At 71.9% G+C, this 22,350-nt stretch carries 19 protein-coding genes; 12 read left to right on the top strand and 7 right to left on the bottom strand.

From position 1 onward, the window contains the following. The first annotated feature begins 121 nt into the window (after window positions 1–121). Window positions 122–982 (top strand): serine protease, encoded by an 861-nt coding sequence (locus tag AQJ66_RS30105; RefSeq protein WP_061928253.1) that lies wholly within the window; start codon window positions 122–124, stop codon window positions 980–982. A 99-nt stretch (window positions 983–1,081) separates the two neighbouring features. On the opposite strand, the gene AQJ66_RS30100 is transcribed toward AQJ66_RS30105, so the two are convergent. Beyond that, window positions 1,082–1,312: a DUF7455 domain-containing protein gene (locus AQJ66_RS30100; RefSeq protein WP_061928252.1), complete on the bottom strand. Its 231-nt coding sequence runs from the start codon at window positions 1,310–1,312 to the stop codon at window positions 1,082–1,084. A gap of 443 nt (window positions 1,313–1,755) precedes the next feature. On the opposite strand from AQJ66_RS30100, the gene AQJ66_RS30095 reads away from it, so the two are divergent. The 6 genes from AQJ66_RS30095 (at window position 1,756) to AQJ66_RS30070 (ending at window position 8,834) form a co-directional block, all read left to right on the top strand. Further along, window positions 1,756–3,879, top strand: a complete 2,124-nt coding sequence (locus AQJ66_RS30095) for a DNA gyrase/topoisomerase IV subunit B (protein ID WP_061928251.1) — start codon at window positions 1,756–1,758, stop codon at window positions 3,877–3,879. 399 nt (window positions 3,880–4,278) lie between these two features. Continuing rightward, window positions 4,279–4,800, top strand: coding sequence for a DUF1453 family protein (locus AQJ66_RS30090; RefSeq protein ID WP_061928250.1), 522 nt, complete (start codon window positions 4,279–4,281; stop codon window positions 4,798–4,800). Beyond that, a complete protein-coding gene (locus AQJ66_RS30085) occupies window positions 4,797–5,948 on the top strand; it encodes a histidine kinase (protein ID WP_061928249.1) in 1,152 nt (383 codons plus the stop codon). Before AQJ66_RS30090 ends, AQJ66_RS30085 begins: the two co-directional genes overlap by 4 nt. Beyond that, window positions 5,945–6,628, top strand: a complete 684-nt coding sequence (locus tag AQJ66_RS30080) for a response regulator transcription factor (RefSeq protein ID WP_061928248.1) — start codon at window positions 5,945–5,947, stop codon at window positions 6,626–6,628. The genes AQJ66_RS30085 and AQJ66_RS30080 overlap by 4 nt, the downstream gene beginning before the upstream one ends. A gap of 68 nt (window positions 6,629–6,696) precedes the next feature. Beyond that, entirely contained in the window at window positions 6,697–7,245 is a 549-nt protein-coding gene (locus AQJ66_RS30075) for a DUF485 domain-containing protein (protein ID WP_208611486.1), read from the top strand. Beyond that, window positions 7,242–8,834 carry a solute symporter family protein gene (locus AQJ66_RS30070; RefSeq protein ID WP_061928246.1) on the top strand — a complete coding sequence of 531 codons (1,593 nt, stop codon included), beginning with the start codon at window positions 7,242–7,244 and terminating at the stop codon, window positions 8,832–8,834. Before AQJ66_RS30075 ends, AQJ66_RS30070 begins: the two co-directional genes overlap by 4 nt. A gap of 29 nt (window positions 8,835–8,863) precedes the next feature. Here AQJ66_RS30070 and AQJ66_RS30065 read toward each other — a convergent pair whose 3' ends face one another. After that, window positions 8,864–9,556 (bottom strand): response regulator, encoded by a 693-nt coding sequence (locus AQJ66_RS30065; RefSeq protein WP_061928245.1) that lies wholly within the window; start codon window positions 9,554–9,556, stop codon window positions 8,864–8,866. 158 nt (window positions 9,557–9,714) lie between these two features. On the opposite strand from AQJ66_RS30065, the gene AQJ66_RS30060 reads away from it, so the two are divergent. The 3 genes from AQJ66_RS30060 (at window position 9,715) to AQJ66_RS30050 (ending at window position 12,529) form a co-directional block, all read left to right on the top strand. Then, window positions 9,715–10,530 (top strand): ABC transporter ATP-binding protein, encoded by an 816-nt coding sequence (locus tag AQJ66_RS30060; RefSeq protein WP_061928244.1) that lies wholly within the window; start codon window positions 9,715–9,717, stop codon window positions 10,528–10,530. Continuing rightward, window positions 10,520–11,383, top strand: coding sequence for an ABC transporter permease (locus AQJ66_RS30055; protein ID WP_061928243.1), 864 nt, complete (start codon window positions 10,520–10,522; stop codon window positions 11,381–11,383). The genes AQJ66_RS30060 and AQJ66_RS30055 overlap by 11 nt, the downstream gene beginning before the upstream one ends. 90 nt (window positions 11,384–11,473) lie before the next feature. Beyond that, window positions 11,474–12,529: an ABC transporter substrate-binding protein gene (locus AQJ66_RS30050; RefSeq protein WP_061928242.1), complete on the top strand. Its 1,056-nt coding sequence runs from the start codon at window positions 11,474–11,476 to the stop codon at window positions 12,527–12,529. Window positions 12,530–12,542: 13 nt separating this feature from the next. On the opposite strand, the gene AQJ66_RS30045 is transcribed toward AQJ66_RS30050, so the two are convergent. The 4 genes from AQJ66_RS30045 to AQJ66_RS30030 all read right to left on the bottom strand — a co-directional run bounded on the left by AQJ66_RS30045 (window position 12,543) and on the right by AQJ66_RS30030 (window position 17,252). Beyond that, window positions 12,543–13,223 carry a response regulator gene (locus tag AQJ66_RS30045; protein WP_061928241.1) on the bottom strand — a complete coding sequence of 227 codons (681 nt, stop codon included), beginning with the start codon at window positions 13,221–13,223 and terminating at the stop codon, window positions 12,543–12,545. Next, window positions 13,220–14,893, bottom strand: coding sequence for a sensor histidine kinase (locus tag AQJ66_RS30040; protein WP_107119094.1), 1,674 nt, complete (start codon window positions 14,891–14,893; stop codon window positions 13,220–13,222). The genes AQJ66_RS30045 and AQJ66_RS30040 overlap by 4 nt, the downstream gene beginning before the upstream one ends. A 94-nt stretch (window positions 14,894–14,987) precedes the next feature. Continuing rightward, the gene (locus tag AQJ66_RS30035) at window positions 14,988–15,929 is read right to left on the bottom strand and encodes a sucrase ferredoxin (protein ID WP_061928240.1); all 942 of its coding nucleotides are present in this window, start codon (window positions 15,927–15,929) and stop codon (window positions 14,988–14,990) included. A gap of 66 nt (window positions 15,930–15,995) precedes the next feature. Then, window positions 15,996–17,252, bottom strand: a complete 1,257-nt coding sequence (locus AQJ66_RS30030) for a citrate synthase (RefSeq protein ID WP_061928239.1) — start codon at window positions 17,250–17,252, stop codon at window positions 15,996–15,998. A 124-nt stretch (window positions 17,253–17,376) separates the two neighbouring features. On the opposite strand from AQJ66_RS30030, the gene AQJ66_RS30025 reads away from it, so the two are divergent. Then, entirely contained in the window at window positions 17,377–18,552 is a 1,176-nt protein-coding gene (locus AQJ66_RS30025) for a citrate synthase/methylcitrate synthase (protein ID WP_061928238.1), read from the top strand. 78 nt (window positions 18,553–18,630) lie between these two features. Further along, entirely contained in the window at window positions 18,631–19,707 is a 1,077-nt protein-coding gene (locus AQJ66_RS30020) for a CobW family GTP-binding protein (protein ID WP_061928237.1), read from the top strand. On the opposite strand, the gene AQJ66_RS30015 is transcribed toward AQJ66_RS30020, so the two are convergent. Further along, window positions 19,704–22,160, bottom strand: a complete 2,457-nt coding sequence (locus AQJ66_RS30015; RefSeq protein WP_061928236.1) for a DNA gyrase/topoisomerase IV subunit A — start codon at window positions 22,158–22,160, stop codon at window positions 19,704–19,706. The genes AQJ66_RS30020 and AQJ66_RS30015 overlap by 4 nt on opposite strands. Window positions 22,161–22,350: the final 190 nt, after the last annotated feature.

The following is a 22,350-nucleotide window of genomic DNA, read 5'->3' as shown; positions in this document are numbered from 1 at the left end:
GTCCCGCCCGTACGACGGCGAAGGCCCGGCCCCCTCGCGGGGGCCGGGCCTTCGTGCTGCGCGCAGGCGTGGGGTGGATGACTCTGGGTGTCCCAGTACGACCCCTGAGTGAGGAGTCTGCATGCGTCGTACCGTTGCCCGCGCACTGATCCGGCCGCTGGTCATGGCGGCCACCATCACCGCCATACCCCTCGTCGGGGCGGCTCCGTCGGCCGCCGGCGGCGTGGTCGTCGGGGGCTTCCCGATAGACGTGTCCGAGGCCCCGTGGACCGTTGCGCTGTCCAGCCGTGACCGGTTCGGGGGTACGCGGGCGGGTCAGTTCTGCGGCGGGGTCGCCGTCACCCGGACCACCGTGCTCACCGCGGCCCACTGCATGGCCGAGGACGTGCTCGGCGCGCCGCCGGACCGTCTACCCGATCTCCGGGTCATAGCCGGGCGCACGGACCTGCTCGCGGGCGACGGCGAGGAGATCGCCGTAAAGGACGTCCGGGTCAATCCGGGGTACGACGCCGACGCCAACACCGGGGACTTCGCCGTGCTCACCCTGGGCGCGCCGTTGCCGCAGAGCGCTGTCGTGCCCATGGCACCCGCGGGTGACGCGGCGTACACGCCCGGTACTCAGGCCATGGTCTCGGGCTGGGGGGACACCACCGGTGACGGTGCCTATGCGCGCCGGCTCCACGCCGCCCACGTCCGCGTGCTGGACGACGCCGCGTGCACACGCGCCTACCCGGGCGGGCCTGACGGCACCTACCAGGCGGGTTCCATGCTCTGCGCCGGAGAGGCCGCGGGCGGACCGGACGCCTGCCAGGGCGACAGCGGAGGCCCTCTGGTGGCCTCAGGGCGCCTGATCGGCCTCGTCTCCTGGGGGAACGGCTGCGGGCGACCCGGCAGCCCGGGTGTCTACACACGGGTGTCCGAAGTGCTGCGCACCCTCGGGCGGGCCGTGCAGGGGCCCGAAGAGCCCCACAGGAGCTCCTGAGGCCCCGCAGCGGGGCATGAGCACGGGCGGCCGCTCCTCGGGAGGAACGGCCGCCCGTTCACCGGCCTGTGCCGGGGCTGGCTCGTCGTGGTGCGAGATTCAGCGCTCTTCGTCGGCAGTGCTGCCGGGAGCGGACGTCAGCCGCTCCGTCTCGTCCTGTATCTCAGCGGCGATCTTCTTGAGTTCCGGCTCGAACTTGCGGCCGTGGTGGGCGCAGAAGAGCAGTTCTCCGCCGCTGAGCAGGACGACGCGCAGGTATGCCTGGGCGCCGCAGCGGTCGCAGCGATCGGCGGCCGTCAACGGGCTCGCGGGGGTCAGAACAGTAGTCACGTCGCCTCTTCTCTAGCTCGACGAGCTGTCGTACCAGGGTCAACATCCAACCAGCCCGAAAACGTTCCCGCTCGTGGCTTTTCCTCGAAAAAATCTTTCCGGGTCGACTGTCTGCTGCCGGTTGGCGGCGAATGTGCCGTAGTGCGTCTCTTGTGTGCTTACGGTTTCGCGCGGTCTGTGGGTCTCGGTCCTCCCCGGCTGGGTGCCGGTTTGTTCAGGAGGACGTGCCCGGAGCCTAAATGGTTCATGCCTCCAAGGGAACGTGATGTGTACTTCACTCCAACGAGGGATCGAACGTGTATACGATCCTGGACTAGTCTCGGTTTCCCGACGAGGGTGGCGTTACACCGGCTCTACCAGGCCTCGGTACCCTCTGAGCGGCGACCGAAGCCGCCCCCTTACCCATCAGGGGGCCACCTGAAATTCAGCGAGGAGCGAACCGCGTGACCGCCGATACGTCCGTGCCGTCCACAGCGCTGCTGGCAGGAGCAGACCGGGACGGTTCCAACTACACCGCGCGGCACCTGCTCGTCCTCGAGGGCCTCGAGGCCGTGCGCAAGCGCCCGGGCATGTACATCGGCTCGACCGACAGCCGCGGTCTGATGCACTGCCTGTGGGAGATCATCGACAACTCCGTGGACGAGGCCCTCGGCGGGTACTGCGACCACATCGAGGTGATCCTCCACGACGACGGCTCCGTCGAGGTGCGGGACAACGGCCGCGGCATCCCCGTGGACGTGGAGCCCAAGACCGGGCTGTCCGGTGTCGAGGTCGTCATGACCAAGCTGCACGCCGGCGGCAAGTTCGGAGGCGGCTCGTACGCCGCCTCCGGCGGTCTGCACGGCGTGGGCGCCTCCGTGGTCAACGCGCTCTCCGCCCGTCTCGACGTGGAGGTGGACCGCAGTGGCCACACCCACGCCATCAGCTTCCGGCGCGGTGTGCCGGGTGCCTTCCGGGGGTACGGGCCGGACGCGAAGTTCGAGGCCGCGAGCGGGCTCGCCAAGGCCAAGAAGATCCCCAAGAGCCGCACCGGCACGCGTGTGCGGTACTGGGCGGACCGGCAGATCTTCCTCAAGGACGCCAAGCTCTCCCTGGAGACGCTGCACCAGCGCGCCCGGCAGACCGCCTTCCTGGTGCCCGGACTGACCATCGTCGTCCGCGACGAGGTGGGGCTCGGCGAGGGCGGCAGCAAGGGCGAGGAGTCCTTCCGCTTCGACGGAGGCATCAGCGAGTTCTGCGAGTACCTGGCGAAGGACAGGGCGGTCTGCGACGTCCTCCGCTTCTCGGGGCAGGGCACCTTCAAGGAGACCGTCCCGGTCCTGGACGAGCACGGGCAGATGACCCCCACCGAGGTAACCCGCGAGCTGGGGGTGGACGTCGCCATGCGCTGGGGCACCGGCTACGACACCACCCTGCGCTCCTTCGTCAACATCATCGCCACGCCCAAGGGCGGCACGCACGTGGCCGGCTTCGAGCAGGCCGTCACCAAGACGCTGCTCGAGGCGGTGCGCGCCAAGAAGCTGCTCCGGGTCGCCGAGGACGACATCGTCAAGGACGACGCTCTCGAGGGCCTGACCGCGGTCGTCACCGTGCGCCTGGCCGAGCCGCAGTTCGAAGGCCAGACCAAGGAGGTGCTCGGCACCTCGGCGGCCCGCCGCATCGTGTTCAACGTGATCAGCAAGGAACTCAAGGCGTTCCTGACCAGCACCAAGCGTGACGCCGCCGCGCAGGCGCGCGTCGTCATGGAGAAGGTGGTCGCGGCCGCCCGCACGCGCGTCGCGGCCCGCCAGCACAAGGACGCCCAGCGGCGCAAGACCGCCCTGGAGTCCTCGTCCCTGCCCGCCAAGCTCGCGGACTGCCGCAGTGACGACGTCGACCGCAGCGAGCTGTTCATCGTCGAGGGGGACTCCGCGCTGGGTACGGCGAAGCTCGCGCGGAACTCCGAGTTCCAGGCGCTGCTGCCGATCCGGGGCAAGATCCTCAACGTGCAGCGGTCGTCCGTGACCGACATGCTCAAGAACGCCGAGTGCGGCGCGATCATCCAGGTCATAGGAGCGGGCTCGGGGCGCACCTTCGACATCGACCAGGCCCGCTACGGCAAGATCATCATGATGACCGACGCCGATGTGGACGGCTCCCACATCCGCTGCCTGCTGCTGACGCTGTTCCAGCGCTACATGCGGCCCATGGTCGAGGCGGGGCGCGTCTTCGCCGCGGTGCCGCCGCTGCACCGCATCGAGCTGGTCCAGCCGAGGAAGGGCCAGGACAAGTACGTCTACACGTACTCCGACCGCGAGCTGCGCGACAAGCTCATGGAGTTCGAGAGCAAGGGCGTCCGGTACAAGGACTCGATCCAGCGCTACAAGGGCCTGGGCGAGATGGACGCCGACCAGCTGGCCGAGACCACGATGGACCCGCGCCACCGCACCCTGCGCCGCATCAACCTCTCCGATCTGGAGGCCGCCGAACAGGTCTTCGACCTGCTCATGGGCAACGACGTCGCGCCGCGCAAGGAGTTCATCTCCAGCTCGGCGGCGACCCTCGACCGGTCGCGCATCGACGCGTAGCCGCCGCGTGTGGCTGCGGCCCCTGGCCGACCGGTCCGCTCGCGGCGCGAGCGGACCGGTCGGCGGTGAGGGGTCCGGTCGGCAGCGAGGGGTGCCGGCTGGTGAGGCGCCCGCGAGGCGCCGCCTTCGAGGGCCGGCCGGGCGAGGCGCGATGCCCCGATGCCCCGACGCCCGCGCGACCGTCCTGCCCACCGGACTCACCTCCAGGCCCCACCACGGCGGGCACCGCCCCTCATGCCTCCCCGCAGGCCTCTCCACCCCCGGGTGGAGATCGGCGGGCCGACGGAATCCACCCGCTGTCCACCCCAGCTCCGATCTCCTGACCTGCGCGTTTCCGTAACTTCGAAGGCGTCGGCAGCACGCGCTCCCGACACGACCTTCTCGCTCACGGAGGATGCGATGCCCGGGCTCGTCCACACGCTGATGATCGGGGCGCTCGTCGCCCTGGTGATCGTGCGCCAGTTCCGTGCCCGTGCGATCGACACCGACCGTCGCTGGTGGCTGGCGCCCGCCGTCCTCACCGCGGTGGCATTCGGCCAGTCCGGCATACTCGACCCCCACCACCGCACCGGATCCGCCGCGCTGCTCGGCGTGGAAGTGCTCATCGGCCTCGCCACGGGCGCCGGATGGGCCTGGACCAGCCGCGTCTGGACGGCGCCGGACGGTGCCGTGTGGGCCGCCAGCACCAGGGCCGGCGTCGTCGTATGGCTCGTCGGTATAGCCCTGAGAGTCGGCGTCTTCGCCCTCGGCGCCGCGTGCGGCGTGCACCAGCACAGCTCGGCCCTGCTGCTCGGCCTCGCCGTCACCCTGCTGGTCCGTGCCGGGATCCTGGCCTGGCGTGCGCAGTCCTTCGGGTCCGCGGGCAGCCCGGCCCCGGCGTACGGTGACGGCGCGCGGCTTGCGTGGAAGGAGCGCGTGTGAAGGAGACCGCCTGGACGCGCTGGCCGTCGCGCGAGGCGCTCGGCCGCGAGGGGACCACCCGGTCCCGGCGCCTGCTCACCTGGGCCGTCAGGGCGCTGGTGCTCGCCATGCTCCTGTGGAGCACCTTCGCCCAGAGACACGTCGGTGTCCGGGGCACGCTCGCCGCCGCCGGGGGCGTCCTGCTGGCCGGTGCGGTGTCCTGGGCGTTCTTCCGCACCACCTACGAGCACCGGCTGGTGCCCTCCCTGGCGCTCATCGGCGTGCTCCTGGCCTTCGCGGTCCTCGCCCAGGCCACCGGGTTCGCAGTGCCGGCCCTGGTGATCTGGTGCGGCTGCGGGATCACCGCACTGGAGCGGCTGCCCCTAGGAGCGGCCCTCCCGGTGACATCGGTGGCGCTGGCCTCGTACTCGGCGTTCAACAAGGACGTGTGGCTGACCACGGCCGCCACGGTGGCGGGCATGGCACTCGCCGGCTACGTCCTGCGGCTGGACGCGGAGGCCCGGGGCAGCGCGCAGCGGCTGCTCGCCCAGGAGCGGGCCGCGCGGGCCGCCGAGGCGGAGTCGGCCGCGCTGGCCGAGCGGGCGAGGATCGCAAGGGAGATCCACGACGTGCTGGCGCACAGCCTCTCGGCGCAACTGGTGCACCTGGAGGCGGCCCGGCTGCTGATCGAGCGCGGCGCCGACCGGGAGCGGATCCTGGAGCGGGTGGTGGCCGCCCGGGGCATGGCCCGCGACGGTCTCGCGGAGACCCGGCAGGCGCTGTCCGCACTGCGTGGCGAGCTGACCCCGCTGGAGGAGTTCCTGGCCGAGCTCGTCAGCGCGGACGACGGCGCGGAGGTCACCGTCACGGGTGAGCGCAGGCCCCTGCCGGCCGAGGCGTCGCAGGCGGTGCGGCGGGTGGCGCAGGAGGCGCTGACCAATGTCCGCAAGCACGCCCTGGGCGCCAGGGTGCGGTTGCGGCTCGACTACGGCGAGCGCGAAGTGACGCTGGACGTGCGGGACTCGGGCGGTCGGCCGGGCGAACTGACGGGCGTCGGCGGCGGGTACGGTCTGCTCGGGATGCGAGAGCGCGCCGAACTCCTGGGCGGCTCGCTGGACGCCCGGCCGGACGAGGAGGGGTTCGTGGTGACGTTGAAGGTACCCGCATGACGGAGTCGGAGGGGGACAGGAAGCCCGCTCGGGTGGTGGTCGCCGACGACCAGACCGTGGTGCGGGAGGGGATCGTGATGCTGCTCGGTCTGCTGCCCGGTGTGGAGGTCGTCGGTTCCGCCGGGGACGGCGAGGAGGCCGTGCGGCTGGTGGAGGAACTCGCGCCCGACGTCGTCCTGATGGACCTGCGGATGCCCCGGTGCGACGGTGTGGAGGCCACCCGGCGGATCCGGTCCGCCTACCCGGGGACCCAGGTCGTGGTGCTCACCACGTACGCGGACGACGAGTCCCTGTTCCCCGCGCTGCACGCGGGAGCCCGCGGCTATCTGACCAAGGACGCGGGCGGCGACGAGATCGTGCGGGCGGTGGAGAGCGTCCTGTCGGGCGACGCCGGGCTGTCGCCGAGCGTCCAGCGCCGGCTGCTGGAGAGACTGTCGGAGCCCAAGCCCAGACCGGCGCCCACCGAGGCGCCCGATGGGCTGACCGCGCGGGAGTCCGAGGTCCTGGTGCTGATCGCCGAGGGGCTCAGCAACCAGGAGATCGCCCGCAGGCTGCATGTCTCCACGGCGACCGTGAAGACCCACATCAACAACCTCTTCGCCAAGACGGGCCTCAAGGACCGGGCGCAGGCGGTGCGGTACGCCTATGCGAAGGGGCTGGTGAGACCGCCGGCGGAGTGAGTCACCTGATGGGGTGAAGAGGCCGGGGAAGAAGAGTCGGAGAACTTCCGGTCTGTCCATCCTTGGGCATGCATCCAAGCGATGGTCGTCCCCGGGGAACCGGGGACGGTCCCGAGAGTCCGGCCGGCCGCCGGGAACACGACGGCGCGGCCTCCCACGACATGAGGTACGAGGACCCCTGGTACGACGTGCAGGCCTCCGGCTGGGGCGAGCCGGCCGGTGCGGGCACACCGGCACGGACCGTACCGGCGGCACGCGGGGAGCACGAGGGAACGGGCATACGCGCACGCGACATCTACGTCGAAGTGCAGCGCAGTGCGGCCTTCCAGGAGGTGCGCAGCCGCTACCGGAGGTTCGTGGTGCCCGGCGTCGCCGGCTTCCTCGCCTGGTACGTGGCGTACGTGGTCGCCGCCACGGCCGCGCCCCGGCTGATGGCACGGCCGGTGGCAGGAGCGGTGAACGTGGCGATGCTGGCGGGGCTGGGGCAGTTCCTCACGACCTTCCTCCTCACCTGGGCCTACGCCCGGCATGCGCGGCTGCGCCGGGACCGGGCCGCGCTGGAGCTGCGCTGGGACACCCAGGAACTGGCACGCGGAGCCCAGGGAGGTGCCTTGTGACCGGTGCTCACCAGACGCTGTCTCTGCTGCTGTTCAGCGGATTCGTCGCCGTCACGCTGGGGATCACGACGTGGGTGAGCCGCAGACGGCGCGGTTCGGCGGAGGAGTTCTACGCCGGCGGGCGGTTGTTCTCCCCGATGGAGAATGGTTTTGCCGTTACGGGTGACTACGTGTCGGCCGCTTCCTTCCTCGGGGTCACCGGACTCATCGCGCTGTACGGCTACGACGGGCTGCTGTACGCGGTGGGCTTCCTCGTGGCGTGGCTGGTCGTGCTGTTCCTGGTGGCCGAACTGGTGCGCAACGTCGGTCGGTTCACCTTGGCGGACGTGGTGGCCGCGCGGATGAGCGAGCGGCCGGTGCGGATCGCCGCGGGAACGTCCTCGGTCACGGTGTCCCTCCTGTACCTGGTGGCGCAGATGGTGGGTGCCGGCAGTCTGGTGGCTCTGCTGCTGGGGCGGACGAGCGGGGCGGCCCAGGTCTGGACGGTCATCGGGGTGGGCGCCCTGATGGTGATCTACGTGACGCTGGGAGGGATGCGGGCCACCACCTGGATCCAGATCGTCAAGGCGGTCCTGCTGCTCAGCGGGACGGTCGCGCTGACGGTGCTGGTCATGGTGCGGTTCCACGGCGACGTCGACCGGCTGCTCATCACGGCGGCGCAGCGCAGCGGCCACGGGGAGGCGTTCCTGGCGCCGGGACTGAAGTACGGCGGAAGCTGGACCGCCCGGCTCGACTTCATCAGCCTCGGTGTCGCGCTGGTGCTGGGCACGGCGGGGCTGCCGCACATCCTGTCCCGCTTCTACACGGTGCCGACCGCGCGGGCGGCCCGCCGTTCGGCGGTGTGGTCGATCGGGCTGATCGGCGGCTTCTACCTGATGGCGATCGTCCTCGGCTTCGGGGCCGCCGCCGTGGTGGGCCCGGAGGCGGTGCGCCGGTCCAACGAGGCCGGGAACACGGCGGTACCGCTGCTGGCCCTCGACCTGGGCGGCGGCGCCGGTTCCACGGGGGGAACGGTGCTGTTCGCGGTGGTCGCCGCCGTCGCCTTCGCCACGATCCTCGCGGTCGTCGCCGGGATCACACTCGCCTCCTCGGCCTCCGTCGCCCACGACCTGTACGCGTCACTGCGGCGATCGCGCGGGGACGGCCCCGGCGAGGTCGCGGTGGCGCGCTTCGCGGCGGCCGGCATCGGCCTTGCCGCCATCGCGCTGGGACTGCTGGCCCGCGATCTCAACGTGGCCTTCCTGGTGGGCCTGGCCTTCGCCGTGGCCGCGTCGGCGAACCTGCCGGTGCTGCTCTACTCGCTGTTCTGGCGCGCCTTCACCACGCGGGGCGCGGTCTGGGCGGTGTACGGCGGGCTGGTCCCGGCCCTGGGCCTGGTGCTGCTCTCCCCGGTGGTGTCCGGCAGCCCCGGCTCGTTCTTCCCCGACGTCGATTTCCAGTACTTCCCGCTGCAGAACCCGGGCCTCGTCTCCATCCCGCTGGGCTTCCTCGCCGGCTGGCTGGGCACGGTCACCTCGGACGAGGCCGCCGACGAGGCCAAGTACGCGGAGACCGAGGTGCGGTCACTGACCGGGGCGGGAGCCGTCTAGCCGGGGGCGCCCGCGACCCGCACCGGGTTCTAGGGCGCCACCCAGGCGTAGCGGTGTTCCGGGCGGCCGGTGTCGCCGTACTTCAGGGAGAGGCGGAGGCGGCCCGCCTGTTCCAGGTGGCGCAGGTAGCGCTGGGCCGTGGAGCGGCTCAGGCCGGTCCTCGCCGCCACCTCGTGGGCCGACAGCGGCTGGCCGGCATGGTGCAGGACGCCGCAGATCAGGTCCGTCGTGGGCTCGGAGTGCCCGCTGGGCAGGCCCGGCGCGGACGGTGCGGGGGAGGTGCGCAGGGCGCCGAAGATCCGGTCGACCTGCTCCTGCCCGGTCAGGCCCCGGCCGCCGACCCGGTCGACGGTGCGGCGCAGCGCCGCGTAGGAGTCCAGACGGGTGCGCAGGGCCGCGAACGTGAAGGGCTTGACCAGGTAGTGCAGGGCGCCCAGGCGCATGGCCTGCTGGACGGTCGCCACATCGCCGGCCGCCGTGATCATGATGACATCGGTGCCGTGGCCCTGCTCGCGCATGCGGTGCACGAGGTCCAGGCCGGTCTGGTCCGGCAGGTAGTGGTCGAGCAGGACCAGGTCGACCCTTCCACGTTCCACTGCGGCCAGGGCCTGGGCGGCGCTGTGCGCGCGGGCGGCCACCCGGAAACCGGGAACCTTCCCCACGTACTTGGCGTTTATCTCAGCGACGCGGAAGTCGTCGTCCACGACCAGGACGTCAATCATCAGGCCTCTCCTTCAAGGCCGACGAGCGTTAAGCCCGTGTTTCGGCTCCGCAGTTGTAACGCGAGCTAAATGAGCACAACAGGTTCTTGCGAGCAAAAGAACCGCATGTGCTCACAAGACTGCTGCCGTGGCGGGGGCCACACCTACCGTCCCGGGCCATGAGCGCAGACACCAGCCCCGCCATCGAGCTACGGGGCGCGAGCAAAACCTTCAGGACCCCGTCGGGGGGTCTGCACACGGCCGTGCGCGACCTGGACCTGACCGTGCGGCGCGGCGAGTTCGTGGCCGTCGTCGGGCCGACCGGCTGCGGGAAGTCCACCACGCTGACGCTGGTCAGCGGCCTGGAGGAGCCCACCGCGGGCGAGGTGCTGGTGGCCGGGGAGCCGGTCGCCGGCGTCGGCGACAAGGTCGGTTTCGTCTTCCAGCAGGACGCCACCTTCCCCTGGCGGACGGTCCTGTCCAACGTCATGGCCGGTCCGCGCTTCCGTGGCGTGCCCAAGGCCGAGGCCAAGGAGAAGGCCCGCGAATGGCTGGCCCGCGTCGGCCTCGCCGCCTTCGAGGACCGCTACCCGCACCAGCTCTCCGGCGGTCAGCGCAAGCGCGTCGCGCTCGCCGCCACCTTCGTCAACGACCCCGAGATCCTCCTCATGGACGAGCCGTTCTCGGCGCTCGACGTGCAGACCCGGGCGCTGATGTCGGACGAGCTGCTGGAGCTGTGGGAGGGCACCGGTTCCTCCGTCGTGTTCGTCACCCACGACCTGGAGGAGTCCATCGCGCTGGCCGACAGGGTCGTCGTGATGACCGCCGGCCCCGCGACCGTGAAGCAGGTCTTCGACATCGACCTGCCCCGCCCGCGCAAGGTCGAGTCCGTGCGCCTGGAGCCGCGGTTCATCGAGATCTACCGCGAGATCTGGGAGTCCCTCGGCGAAGAGGTCCGCATCACCCGCGAGAGAGGTGCCGCGCATGTCGCCTGAGGTCATCAGCACGCCGGTCGTCGACACGGTGAAGGTCCCGGACCGCGCGCGGTCGCGGGCCCAGGCCGCCCGCAGACGCAAGCTGGTCGTCAACGCCGCCCGGGCCGTCCTCCTGGTGGCCGTGCTCGGTCTGTGGGAGACGCTGTCCCGGGCCGGGGCCATCGATCCGTTCAACTTCTCGATGCCCTCGCAGATCTGGGACCAGATCACCACCTGGGTGATGCACGGGACCGCCCAGGGCTCCCTGGGCGAGCAGATCTGGTACACGCTGCAGGAGGCGCTGTTCGGCTGGCTCATCGGTGTCGTCGCCGGTGTGATCTTCGGTATCGCGCTGGGGCGGATCGCCTTCCTCGCCGATGTCCTCGGCCCGTACGTCAAGGTGCTCAACTCGATCCCCAGGATCGTGCTGGCCCCGATCTTCGTGATCTGGTTCGGCCTGGGTTCCGCCTCCAAGATCGCGTCGGCCGTGGTGCTGGTGTTCTTCCCGGTGTTCTTCAACGCCTTCCAGGGCGCCCGCGAGGTCGACCGCAACCTGGTGGCCAACGCCCGGATCCTCGGCGCCAGCGACCGCAGGGTGACCCTTCAGGTGGTCATCCCGTCGGCGACCTCCTGGATCTTCACCAGCCTCCACGTCAGCTTCGGCTTCGCCCTCATCGGCGCCATCGTCGGCGAGTACATCGGCGCCACCAAGGGCATCGGCCTGCTCGTCGCCCAGTCGCAGGGCACCTTCAACGCCGCCGGCGTCTACGCCGCGATGGTCATCCTCGCGGTCGTCGCACTCGTCGCCGAGGGCCTGCTGACGTTCGCCGAGCACCGCATCTTCCGCTGGAAGCCGGCGAACTCCGACTCCTGAGCCCGGCCCGCACAGCGCCGGCCCCGGGCCGAGCGCTCCGAGACACCCCCCTTCCCCCGCACCGCCCTCTCACAAGGACGTGAACCCGCCATGCGCAAGACCGCCAGATACGCCTCGCTCGCCGTCTCCGGCCTGCTCGCCCTGTCCTCCCTCACCGCCTGCGCCAACGACGCGGCGAGCAGCAGCTCCGGAGCCGGCAGCAAGGGCGACGGCAAGGGCACGAAGGTCAAGATCATGGTCGGTGGCCTGGACAAGGTCATCTACATGCCGGCGATACTCACCCAGCGCCTCGGCTACTTCGACTCCGAGGGCCTCGACGTGGAACTGCTCAGCGAGCCGGCCGGTGTCCAGGCCGAGACCGCGCTCGTCTCCGGGCAGGTCCAGGGCGCCGTCGGCTTCTACGACCACACCCTCGACCTGCAGACCAAGGGCAAGTCGGTGGAGTCCGTGGTGCAGTTCTCGCACGCCCCCGGCGAGGTGGAGGTCGTCTCCACCCAGAAGGCGGGCGACATCACCTCGCCGAAGGACTTCAAGGGCCGCAAGCTCGGCATCACCGGTCTCGGTTCCTCGACCGACTTCCTGACCAAGTACCTCGCGGTCAAGAACGGCGTGAAGGTCAGCGAGTTCACCCCGGTCGCCGTCGGCGCGGGCCCCACCTTCATCTCCGCGATGCAGAAGGGGGCGATCGACGCCGGCATGACCACCGACCCGACCGTCGCCACGCTCCTGGACAAGAAGGCGGGGAAGCTCCTCCTCGACATGCGCACGCCTGAGGGCTCGCAGCAGGCGCTGGGCGGGCCGTACCCGTCGTCCAGTCTGTACATGCAGACGGACTGGGTGAACGGGCACAAGGACACCGTCCAGAAGCTGGTCAACGCGTTCGTCAAGACGCTCAAGTGGATGTCCACCCACAGCCCCTCCGAGATCGCGGCCAAGATGCCCGCCGACTACTCCCAGGGCGACAAGACGCTCTACGCGCAGGCCATCAAGAGCACGCTGCCCATGTTCACCAAGGACGGCGTGATGCCCGCCAACGGCCCCGAGACCGTCGAGAAGGTCCTCAAGGCGTTCAACCCGAACATCAAGAACGCCAAGGTCGACCTGAGCAAGACGTACACGACGGAGTTCGTCGACGCGGCCAAGTAGGACGGACCACCGCTCAGACGCGGGTCGCCCACACGTAACGGTGTTCCGGGCGGCCCGCGTCGCCGTACTTCAGGGTCAGCCGCGCCCGCCCGGTGCGCTCCATCAGCTTCAGGTAGCGCTGGGCGGTCTGCCGGCTCAGACCGGTCCGCTCGGCGACCTCCTGCGCGGACAGCGGGCCCGGGGCGCCCGTCAGCGCCCGGCGCACCAGATCGGCGGTGGTGGGGGAGTGCCCCCTGGGCAGCCCCGGCCGCACCGGCGCCGACAGGGCGCCGAAGATGCGGTCCACCTCGGCCTGTTCGGCCTCGCCGCCGCCGTCGAGGGTACGGCGCAGGTCGGCGTACGCCTCCAGCCTGGCCCGCAGCCCGGCGAAGGCGAACGGCTTCACCAGGTACTGCAGCGCGCCGTGCCGCATGGCCGCCTGCACGGTCGACACGTCCCGCGCGGCCGTCACCATGATCACGTCGGTCTGCCGGCCCCGCCGGCGCATCTCCCGCACCACCGCCAGCCCGGTGCCGTCCGGCAGGTAGTGGTCCATGAGGACCAGGTCGAGCCGCGGCAGAGCCTCCAGCCGGCGCAGCGCCTCGGCCGCGGTGTGGGCCTCACCGGCCACGTGGAAGCCGGGCACCTTCCCGACGTAGGCGGCGTTGACCCGGGCGACCCGGGTGTCGTCGTCCACGACCAGCACCTCGATCACCGCGCCTCCTCCTCGGCGGCGACGGCGGGCTCCGGGGACTCCCCGCCGCCCCCCGGCTCCGCCCCGGCCAGCGCCTCGGGCAGGACGACGGTGAACTCAGCGCCCCCGCCGTCCGCCGTGCCCACCGACGCGCTGCCGCCCTGCCGTTCGGCCAGCCGCCGTACCAGCGACAGCCCCAGGCCGCGTTTGCCGTGCGCGGGCGGCTTCTTGGTGGACCAGCCCTCCGTGAAGATCAACTCCCGTTGGTCCGCGGGGATGCCGGGCCCGGTGTCACGCACCCTCAGGACGACCGCGGGGCCGTCGGCGCGCAACTCGACCTCCACGCGCGCGTGCGGAGTCGCCGCGACCGCGTCCAGCGCGTTGTCCACCAGGTTGCCCACGACCGTGACCAGACCCCGGGGGTCGATCAGCCGGTCCGGCAGCCACGTGCGTTCCGACACCCACAGCGCGACGCCCCGCTCCGCCGCCACGGTCGCCTTGCCGACCAGCAGGGCGGCCAGCAGCGGGTCCTGGATCTTCTCGGTGACCTGCTCGGCGGTGACCCGGTGGTCCCCGACGACCTCGCCGACGAACTCCACGGCGTCGTCGTACATCTCCAGCTCCAGCAGGCCGAGCAGGGTGTGCATGCGGTTGGCGTGCTCGTGGTCCTGGGCGCGCAGGGCGTCGATCAGGCCGTGCGTGGAGTCGAGTTCGCGGCCCAGCCGCTCCAGTTCGGTGCGGTCGCGCAGGGTGGCCACGGCGCCGCCGTCGTCCGTGGGCATGCGGTTGGCGACCAGCACCCGGTGGCCGCGCACGGTCAGCAGGTCGGTCCCCGTCACCCGGCCGGCCAGGACGTCCGTCGTGCGGCCCTCGCCCAGCGCCTCGTCCGGCGCCAGGCCGACCGCCTCGTCGCCGATCCCCAGCAGCCGCCGCGCCTCGTCGTTCAGCAGCCGGATGCGGCCCCCGCGGTCGAGGGCGACCACGCCCTCACGGATGCCGTGCAGCATCGCCTCGCGCTCGGCGAGCAGCGCCGAGATGTCCGAGAAGGCCAGGTCCCGGGTCTGCCGCTGCACCCGCCGGGAGACCAGCCAGGCGGCCAGCGCGCCCACCGCGAGCGCACCGCCCGCGTAGGCGAACAGCCCCGGTATCGCGCTGATCAGCCGGGCGCGCACACTGTCGTACGCGATACCGACCGACACCGCACCGACGATCCGGTGATCGGCGTCGTACAGCGGCACCTTGCCGCGCGCGGAACGGCCCAGCGTGCCCTTGTCGATCTCCATGACCTGGTTGCCGGCGAGCGCCTCCTTGGGGCTGGTGGAGACCTGGTGGCCGATCTCGCTGAGCGTGGGGTGCGACCAGCGGATCTTGTGCCGGTCGAGCACCACGATGTACTCGGCGTTCGTGGCGTGCCGGATCCGCTCGGCCTCCTTCTGCACCGGGCCGTCCCGGGTCGGCGGGGTGGTCAGGACGCCCTCGGCGATCCGCGGGTCCTGGGCCGTGGTCTGCGCGATGGCCAGCGCGCGGCGCATCGCCTCCTGGTCCAGCTGTTTGCTCAGCGGCGCCAGGAACAGCCCGGTGGCGAGCACCGCCACTCCCGCGGCGATCGCCAGTTGCATCAGCAGCACCTGCGAGAACATCCGCCGCGGCAGACCCAGGCGCAGGCGGCGTGCGGGGGGAGTGGGGCTCATGCCCACGACGGTACGTGGGCCGCGGGGTGCCGCCGTAGCGGGTGTGGCGTGGATCTCCCGGCCGGCTCGCCGGCGGCGCCGGGGGAAGCCCGGTTCAGCTCGCCAGCGCCGGTGTCCCCAGTTGGCGCAGGGCGACCACGTCCATCCGCGCCGGAGTGCCGAGCACCGCCGCGCCGCAGCTCTCCGGGCGCGGCGGGAGCGAGGCGCCCTGGGCCACCGTGACGCTCCAGCGGCGCCCGTCGGCGTGCGCGACAACGACCTCCCACAGCTGGGCCCGGCCCTCGGTCCGTACGACGCTCAGCGCACCCGCCCGGTACTCGCCCGCCGCCTCGCGCACGGCCAGTTCGGCCGCCTGACCGGGCCGGTCCCACGCCGAGCAGCCGCGGCACCCCTCGACCAGCACGCGCCCCTCGCGCGCCCCGTGGAGGGCTTCCTTGACGGTGTGCGCCTCCGCGCGGCCGTACGCATACCCGTACGGCAGGACCAGCACGGTCGGTGAGAAGCGGTGACCACCCAGATGGGTGACCTCCCAGACGCCGCGCACCCCGGACGCCGCCAGTTCACCGGCGAGGGGACGGCCCAGCAGGGCGCAGCAGCGGTCGCGCTTGCCGTTGGTGCACACGAGCGCGAGCGGGTCGCCCGTGTGCGGGCGGCCCTCGAGCGCGGCGCCGAAGGTCCGGTGGTCGCCCGCGCCGAGAGCGGCGAAGTCGAGGCCGAGCAGCCGGCGCGGATCGCGGGTGGTGGCGCCGTGCAGCCAGACGTTGCCCGGCACGGTGTGGGCCGCGTACACCTGCCGCAGCTCGGGCCGTCCGGGATCGGCGTGGCGGCCGGGCCTGCGGATGAGGGCGACGCGCACGCCGGTGCCCTCGGCGGCGGCCTCCAGGGCGCGGCCGAGGGCGGGGTCGAGATGGCTGGAAGTGAGCGCCTTGGCGCCCCACGGCCCGGGCTGTTCCAGCAGCAGCCACGTCGTCGCCGTGGCAGCCGTGCCGGGAAGGGGCTCGTCGAGACGCCGGGAGACGGTCGCACACCTACTCACAGAGGTGAGCCTAACCTGACTCCCCCCGGGGTGACTTCCGGCCGTCCCCGTGTCCCGGGGCGGACGCTAGCCGGGCAGGGGCTGCGGCGGACGCGGGCCGACGTAGTGACCGCTGGGGCGCATGCGCAGCGGGCGTTCGCCGTACTCCTCCAGGGCGTGGGCGATCCAGCCCGCCGTCCGGGCGACGGCGAAGATCGTCTCACCGGCCGTGGCGGGCATGCCGCTGGAGGCGGTGAACACGGCCAGGGCCAGGTCGACGTTGGCGTGCAGCGGGGCGTGCCGGGCGGTCGTGGCGACGACGTCCCGCGCCGCGAGCAGGGCGGGCTCCGCGCGCGGGACCTGCTCCAGGAGGCCGAACAGCACCCGCGCGCGCGGGTCTTCGCCGGCGTAGAGCCGGTGGCCGAGGCCGGGGATACGGCGTCCCGCACGCAGTTCGTCCGCGATCACCGGGACCGCGGTGCCCTGGTCGAGCACCTCGAGCAGCATCCGGTGGGCCAGGCCGCTCGCGGCGCCGTGCAGCGGTCCCTCCAGGACGCCGAGACCCGCCGAGACGGCAGCGTAGGCGTGCGCGCGGGCGGAGGCGGCGACGCGGACGGCGAGCGTGGAGGCGGCCAGGTCGTGGTCGACGAGCAGGGCGAGGGCGGTGTCCAGGACGTGCAGCGAGGCCTCGTCGGCGGGGCGGCCGGTCAGCCGGGCCCACAGGCGGTGGGCCAGCGGGCCGGTGTCCCGGTGGCCGGGCCGGGCCGGGGGCAGCGCCGCGACGAGGGTGGGGATGAGGGTGCGCCCCGTGCCGAGCACGGTCTCCTCGGACAGGTCGAAGCGCAGCGGGTCCTCGGCGGCGGCGGCGATCGCCGCGACCCGCAGCCGGTCGGTGGGGGAGGTGTGCTCGGGCAGGGCGTCCACGGCCCGGCGGGCGACCGTGACGGAGGCCTCGGGCGCGGTGAAGGTCACGCCCGGGGTCAGCCGGCCGGTCCACAGCCACTCCGCGACCTCCTCGTAGGAGTGGCGGACGGCCAGCTCGGTGGCGTCGACGCCCCGGAAGTAGTACCGGTCGTCGTCGATCAGCGTGAGCCGGGTCCGCACGGACAGGTCCGCGCCGGAGCCCGGGGTTCCCGCCGCCTCCCGCCGGTTGCGGCGGGCGAGGGCGTCGACCTCCGCCGCGTCGAAGGTGCTGGCGCGGCCGCCGGGCTCCCGTCTGCTGGTGAGCAGGCCGCGGCTCACGTAGGCGTACACCGTCTCCGGCTTCACGCCGAGCGCCTCGGCGGTCTCCCTGGTGGTCAGCCTGTGCCCGGAGCTGCCGGGAACGGGTTCGTGATCGCGCATGGGGTCACCGTAGCGGCCTCAGGACACCTTGACGTCTATAGATTGATTTAATCAACATTGACAGTCATTTGATCCATCATGGACAGTCGAGTCACGTCAGATCAAGTCCAGCGAGGAGCTCACCATGGGCATCAACAGGACCGCACCCCGCGTCGACGTGCCGCGCGGTCTCGCGGGGGTCGTCGTCACCGACACCGAGGTGGGAGACGTCCGGGGAACGGAGGGCTTCTACCACTACCGCCAGTACTCGGCCGTCGAACTCGCCCGGACCCGCGGCTTCGAGGACGTCTGGCACCTCCTGCTCCACGGCGAGCTGCCCGGCCCCGACCGCCGGGCCGCCTTCACCGCCGAGACCGCGGCGCTGCGCCGGCTGCCCGACGAGGTCCGCGCGGCCCTGCCCGCCATCGCCGCCGCGAGCCGGACCTCCGGACCGCTGGCCGGGATGCGTACGGCGCTCTCGCTGCTCGGCGCCGCGAAGGGCTTCCGGCCGGTGTACGACATCGACGCCGGCCGGCGCCGCGCGGACGCCCTCGCCGCCTGCGCCGCCGTACCGACCCTGCTCACCGCCCTGTACCGGCTCGGCCGCGGACTCGACCCGGTGGAGCCGCGCGAGGACCTCTCCCACGCGGCCGACTACCTGTACATGCTCACCGGTGAGGAACCGGACCCCCGGCAGGCCCGAGCGGTCGAGCAATACCTGATCTCCACCATCGACCACGGATTCAACGCGTCCACCTTCACCGCGCGGGTCATCGCGTCCACCGGCGCCGACGTGGCCGCCTGCCTGACCGGCGCGGTGGGAGCGCTGTCCGGACCGCTGCACGGCGGCGCGCCCAGCCGCGCCCTCGACACCCTGGACGCGATCGGAACGCCGGACCGGACCGACGCCTGGATCCGGGAACGGGTGCTCGCCGGGGACCGCATCATGGGCTTCGGCCACCCCGTCTACCGCACCGAGGACCCCCGTTCCCGCATGCTCCGCGAGATCGCGCTCGGCTTCGGCGGACCGCGCGTCGACCTCGCCGTCCAGGTCGAGCGCCAGGTCGAGGCGATCCTCGCCGAGCTCAAGCCGGGCCGCGAACTGCACACCAACGTCGAGTACTACGCGGGCGTGGTCATGGAACTCTGCGGCCTGCCCCGCGAGATGTTCACGCCCACCTTCGCGGCGGCGCGGGTCGTGGGCTGGAGCGCCAACATCCTGGAGCAGGCCGAGGATTCGAAGATCATCCGCCCGGTGGCCCGCTACGTCGGCCCCCAGGCGCCGGCGCCCGTGCCGGCACCGGTCCCCGTACCCGCGTGAGGCGGAGGCCGGCCGCCGGGACGACCCGGGAGTTCCTATCCTGGTCCGGCAGACAGCCGCGCACGAGAGGGCCGCCCCTTGGGCAACACGCCTACCCCGCACCAGATCCCGGTCGTCGTCCTCGCCGGATTCCTCGGCTCCGGGAAGACCACGCTCCTCAACCACCTCCTGCACCGCAGCGGAGGCAGCCGCATCGGAGCGATCGTCAACGACTTCGGGGCCATCGAGATCGACGCGATGGCCGTCGCCGGCGCCCTCGGCGACTCGACCGTCTCGCTCGGCAACGGCTGCCTGTGCTGTGCCGTGGACACGAGCGAACTCGACCTGTACCTCGACCGGCTCGCCGCGCCCGAAACCGGCATCGACGTCATCGTCATCGAGGCCAGCGGGCTCGCCGAGCCGCAGGAACTGGTACGGATGGTGCTGGCCAGCGAACATCCGGGGATCGTCTACGGCGGCCTCGTCGAGGTCGTCGACGCCGCCGAGATCGACGACACCCGCGCCCGGCACCCGGAGATCGACCGGCACCTGGCCCTGGCCGACCTGGTCGTGGTCAACAAGCTGGACCGGGCCGCCGACGCCGGCCGCGTCCTCGGCCTCGTCCGCTCGCTCACCGACCGGGCGGCCGTCGTCCCCGCCACCTACGGCCGCATCGACCCCGAGATCCTCTTCGACTGCAGGCCGGGTGAGGAACGCATCGGCCAACTGTCCTTCGACGACCTGCACGAGCCCGGTGACGACCGGGAGCACGCCGGGCACCTGCACACCGGCTACGACAGCCTCTCCTTCACCGCCGAGGCGCCCCTGGAACCCCGCCGGCTGATGCGCTTCCTGGACGGCCGCCCCGAGGGCCTGTACCGGATCAAGGGGTACGTCGACTTCGGGCCGTACGACCCCCGCAACCGGTACGCCGTCCACGCCGTCGGCCGGTTCCTGCGCTTCTACCCCGAGCCCTGGCCGGCCGCCGGTGCCCGCCTCAGCCAGCTCGTGCTGATCGGGTCCGGCATCGACGCGGACGGCCTCGCCAAGGAGCTCCAGGCGTGCGGGAACGACGCCCCGCACGCCGACGAGCACGGCATGTGGGGCGTCCTGCGCTACGTCCAGGGCACCGAGGACGAGCCCGGGACCTACGGACCCGAGGCGTACGAGCCCTAGAGCACCGGTCCCGCGACCACGGCCACCGTCTTCGGCAGCGAGGTGCCCGAGCCGTCGCGGCGCGGGTCGAGCTCCGGCAGCTGCACCGGGGTGCCGTTCTTCTGCGCCGCCCGGGCCGGCACGGGGCCCGCCCAGCCCAGCGACAGGCAGTCCTCGCCCTTCAGGAACCGCTGGCAGCGCACCCCGCCGGTGGCCCGGCCCTTGCGCGGGTACTGGTCGAACGGGGTCAGCTTGGCCGTGGTCTGCACGGAGTCGTCCAGCGTGCCGCGCGAGCCGGCCACCGTGAAGACCACCGCGTCGACGGCCGGGTCGACCGCCGTGAAGGAGATGACCTTCGCACCCTCGCCGAGCTTGATGCCCGCCACACCGCCCGCCGGACGGCCCTGCGGGCGCACCGCGGAGGCCTGGAAACGCAGCAGCTGCGCGTCGTCCGTGATGAACACCAGGTCCTCCTCGCCGGTGCGCAGCTCCACCGCGCCGACGATCCGGTCGCCCTCCTTGAGGGTGATGACCTCCAACTCCTCCTTGTTGGACGGGTAGTCGGGCACCACGCGCTTGACGATGCCCTGCTCGGTGCCGAGCGCCAGGCCGGGCGACGACTCGTCCAGCGTGCTCAGGCACACCACCGTCTCGTCGTCCTCCAGGGAGACGAACTCCGCCAGCGGAGCTCCTCCGGAGAGGTTCGCCGAGGCCGACTCGGGCAGCTGCGGCAGGTCGACCACGTTGATCCGCAGCAGCCGGCCGGCCGAGGTCACCGCGCCGATCACGCCCCGCGCGGTCGCCGGGACCGCCGAGACGATCACGTCGTGCTTGACGCGCTTGGCGCCCGCCTCCTCGGCGAACGGCTCGTCGGTCGCCGTACGGGCCAGCAGACCCGTCGAGGACAGCATCACCCGGCACGGGTCGTCGGCCACCTGCAGCGGCACGGCGGCCACCGGGGCGCCCGCGGACTCCAGCAGGACCGTGCGCCGGTCGGTGCCGAACTTCTTGGCCACCGCGGCCAGTTCGGCCGAGACCAGCTTGCGCAGCTCCGCGTCGGACTCCAGGATCCGGGTCAGCTCCGCGATCTCCGCGGTGAGCTTGTCCTTCTCCGCCTCCAGCTCGATGCGGTCGTACTTCGTGAGCCGGCGCAGCGGCGTGTCGAGGATGTACTGCGTCTGGACCTCGCTCAGCGAGAACCGCCGCATCAGGCGCTCCTTGGCCTGCGCGGAGTTCTCGCTGGACCGGATCAGCCGGATGACCTCGTCGATGTCGACCAGCGCGGTGAGCAGGCCCTCCACCAGGTGCAGCCGGTCCCGCCTCCTGCCGCGGCGGTACTCGCTGCGGCGCCGGACCACCTCGAAGCGGTGGTCGAGGTAGACCTCCAGCAGCTCCTTCAGGCCGAGGGTGAGCGGCTGGCCGTCGACCAGGGCCACGTTGTTGATGCCGAAGGACTCCTCCATGGGCGTCAGCTTGTACAGCTGCTCCAGGATCGCCTCCGGCACGAAGCCGTTCTTGATCTCGATGACCAGGCGCAGGCCGTGCTCGCGGTCGGTGAGGTCCTTGACGTCGGCGATGCCCTGGACCTTCTTGCCGTTGACCAGGTCCTTGATCTTGGCGATCACCTTCTCCGGACCGACCGTGAACGGCAGTTCGGTGACGACGAGGCCCTTGCGGCGTGCGGTCACCGTCTCGATCGTGACCGTGGCGCGCATCTTGAACGTGCCGCGGCCCGTCGCGTACGCGTCCCGGATGCCGTCCAGGCCGACGATCCGGCCGCCGGTGGGCAGGTCGGGTCCCGGGACGTGCTTCATCAGCGCGTCCAGGTCCGCGTTCGGGTACCGGATCAGGTGGCGGGCGGCGGTGACGACCTCGCGCAGGTTGTGCGGCGGCATGTTCGTCGCCATGCCGACCGCGATGCCCGAGGAGCCGTTCACCAGCAGGTTCGGGAAGGCGGCGGGCAGCGCCACCGGCTCCTGCTCCTGGCCGTCGTAGTTGGGCGCGAAGTCGACCGTGTCCTCGTCGATGGACTCGGTCATCAGGCTCGTCGCCTCGGCCATCCGGCACTCGGTGTACCGCATGGCGGCCGGCGGGTCGTCGTTGCCCAGCGAGCCGAAGTTGCCGTGGCCGTCGACCAGCGGCACGCGCATGGAGAAGGGCTGCGCCATGCGCACCAGCGCGTCGTAGATCGACGCGTCGCCGTGCGGGTGCAGCTTGCCCATGACCTCGCCGACGACGCGGGCGCACTTGACGTAGCCGCGGTCGGGGCGCAGGCCCATCTCGTTCATCTGGTAGACGATCCGGCGGTGCACCGGCTTCAGGCCGTCGCGGGCGTCCGGCAGGGCGCGCGAGTAGATGACCGAGTACGCGTACTCGAGGTAGGAGCCACGCATCTCGTCCACGACGTCGATGTCGAGGATTCTCTCCTCGTACGGGTCGTCGGGAGGCGGGGTCTTCGTGCTGCGGCGGGCCATCGCTGCCGGCTCCTTCTGATCTGGTCGCTCGCCGAGGGGGCGCGCGCCCCCGGACTCGCTCTCGCTGAAGCTGTTGACGGATCTGACGCGGACCATTGTGGACCGCGGCACTGACAACCTGGCCGCGACCCGGTGTCCGCGGCCCGCCCCGGTTGCCGGAAGGCCTCCTCGGGTACGCCTGACGCAGGCT

It is taken from the genome of Streptomyces bungoensis (assembly GCF_001514215.1).
In the GTDB taxonomy this organism is placed as follows: Bacteria; Actinomycetota; Actinomycetes; order Streptomycetales; family Streptomycetaceae; genus Streptomyces; species Streptomyces bungoensis.
This window is presented reverse-complemented; position numbering and strand designations above follow the sequence as displayed.

Excerpts from the sequence above, each read along its gene's own strand:
- AQJ66_RS30065 (WP_061928245.1), bottom strand. The coding sequence starts at position 9,556 with ATGATTGACGTCCTGGTCGTGGACGACGACTTCCGCGTCGCTGAGATA.
- AQJ66_RS30080 (WP_061928248.1), top strand. The coding sequence starts at position 5,945 with ATGACGGAGTCGGAGGGGGACAGGAAGCCCGCTCGGGTGGTGGTCGCC.
- AQJ66_RS30075 (WP_208611486.1), top strand. The coding sequence starts at position 6,697 with ATGCATCCAAGCGATGGTCGTCCCCGGGGAACCGGGGACGGTCCCGAG.
- AQJ66_RS30040 (WP_107119094.1), bottom strand. The coding sequence starts at position 14,893 with ATGAGCCCCACTCCCCCCGCACGCCGCCTGCGCCTGGGTCTGCCGCGG.
- AQJ66_RS30015 (WP_061928236.1), bottom strand. The coding sequence starts at position 22,160 with ATGGCCCGCCGCAGCACGAAGACCCCGCCTCCCGACGACCCGTACGAG.
- AQJ66_RS30105 (WP_061928253.1), top strand. The coding sequence starts at position 122 with ATGCGTCGTACCGTTGCCCGCGCACTGATCCGGCCGCTGGTCATGGCG.
- AQJ66_RS30055 (WP_061928243.1), top strand. The coding sequence starts at position 10,520 with ATGTCGCCTGAGGTCATCAGCACGCCGGTCGTCGACACGGTGAAGGTC.
- AQJ66_RS30025 (WP_061928238.1), top strand. The coding sequence starts at position 17,377 with ATGGGCATCAACAGGACCGCACCCCGCGTCGACGTGCCGCGCGGTCTC.
- AQJ66_RS30060 (WP_061928244.1), top strand. The coding sequence starts at position 9,715 with ATGAGCGCAGACACCAGCCCCGCCATCGAGCTACGGGGCGCGAGCAAA.
- AQJ66_RS30050 (WP_061928242.1), top strand. The coding sequence starts at position 11,474 with ATGCGCAAGACCGCCAGATACGCCTCGCTCGCCGTCTCCGGCCTGCTC.
- AQJ66_RS30030 (WP_061928239.1), bottom strand. The coding sequence starts at position 17,252 with ATGCGCGATCACGAACCCGTTCCCGGCAGCTCCGGGCACAGGCTGACC.
- AQJ66_RS30090 (WP_061928250.1), top strand. The coding sequence starts at position 4,279 with ATGCCCGGGCTCGTCCACACGCTGATGATCGGGGCGCTCGTCGCCCTG.